Raw genomic sequence first — 1315 nt, forward strand, 5'->3', positions numbered from 1 at the left:
GTTGATGCCACCTGCGTATTCCGTGGACACCGCACGCCCAGCGCTGTCATAGGCGAAGGTAGACAGCCGGCTGCCGCTCTCGTCAACCACGCCGGTCAATGCCCAGGCCAGCGAGGAGTTCTCATAAAGAAACTGGCGGGTTTTTCCATCCTGCCAGGTCAGGGTTGCGAGGTTACCGTTGGCGTCATAGGCCGCGGTGATGGCCTGTCCCGAGGCGTCGACTACCTTCGACACGCGTCCATCGGTGACAGCACCGCCGCCAGGCAAGGCGTATTCAAACCGGATGCTGCGCCCGTTGTTATCTGCGACCGCCACCAGGTAGCCAGCCGCGGGAGCCATGCTGCTTGCGCCTGTGCTGTACGTGAAGCTCAATGTATTTCCGGAGGCGTCAGCCAGACTTGTGAGTTGCCCTGCGCTGCTATAGGTTTCAATGCTTTTGGCGGCCGCATCGGTGTAACGGTAGCCGCCGCTGATGGGAACGAGCCGGTCATTGTTGTCGGCATCGGCGATATAGGCGCCTGACTGGTAGCGGAAGCTGGCAACTGTGCCGTCACCACGAAAGAGCTGGATACCAAAACCGGCCGGGGAGACGACCAGCTTGCGGTGCAGGCTGCTCAGCCACTGCGCGCCGAMTGAAGGGGCATCGCCGAAATCCTTGACCGCCACGGCAGCAGCCGTGGCCGCGGTTTGCCTGGCGCTGTCATAAATAAGGTTCAGCGCCTGCCCGCCTATGCTCACGCCGGTTTCGACGACCTCCTGTTTGCTGCCCGTCAAGGGATAGAGCTGGTTGCAGGGACAAGGTTTCGGGGCGTCCTTCTTCCTATCGCGAAAGACCTGAACCGTCTCACTTTGGTAACAGCCGTTATTAGTCGCTTTCTGAAGGGAGCCGGGTGGGCAGGTACAACTTGAACCAGAGGGCACGCCGTCATCAGCGCAGCTGTACGTGGGCGCGGTCAATGTGCGCCACCCCATGCTGTAGACCGAGTTGGCAACGAAAGTTCCGTTACTTTTCAGGTACAAAGCTACCGTACATTGAGAATCAACGGAACTGACGAAGACCATGTTGTAGTTCACAGACCAGGCCGAACCATTGGCAGGAACCGCAAGACAGGCCGCCTCATAGGAGGGGTAGCTATAAAGCGCCCCCCCTGTTGTGAAGTCAACGCTTCCGTAGTCCACGCACGGATATACGCCGGCACAGTGAGTATTGACCTCAGTCGCAGGAAACGAAGCAAACGACGAAACCGGAAAGCATGACGACAGCAGCACCAGGACAAAGAGCAGCCATCTCCTGCAGCCACCCGCAGCACTGAAA

The 1315-nt window shown here is 59.1% G+C and carries 1 pseudogene; it reads right to left on the bottom strand.

The window, feature by feature from the left end:
• Positions 1–774: pseudogene (locus AC1D1X_RS23545) on the bottom strand (hypothetical protein); the annotation flags it as partial.
• Positions 775–1315: the final 541 nt, after the last annotated feature.

Source organism: Polaromonas sp. P1_G4 (assembly GCF_056405475.1).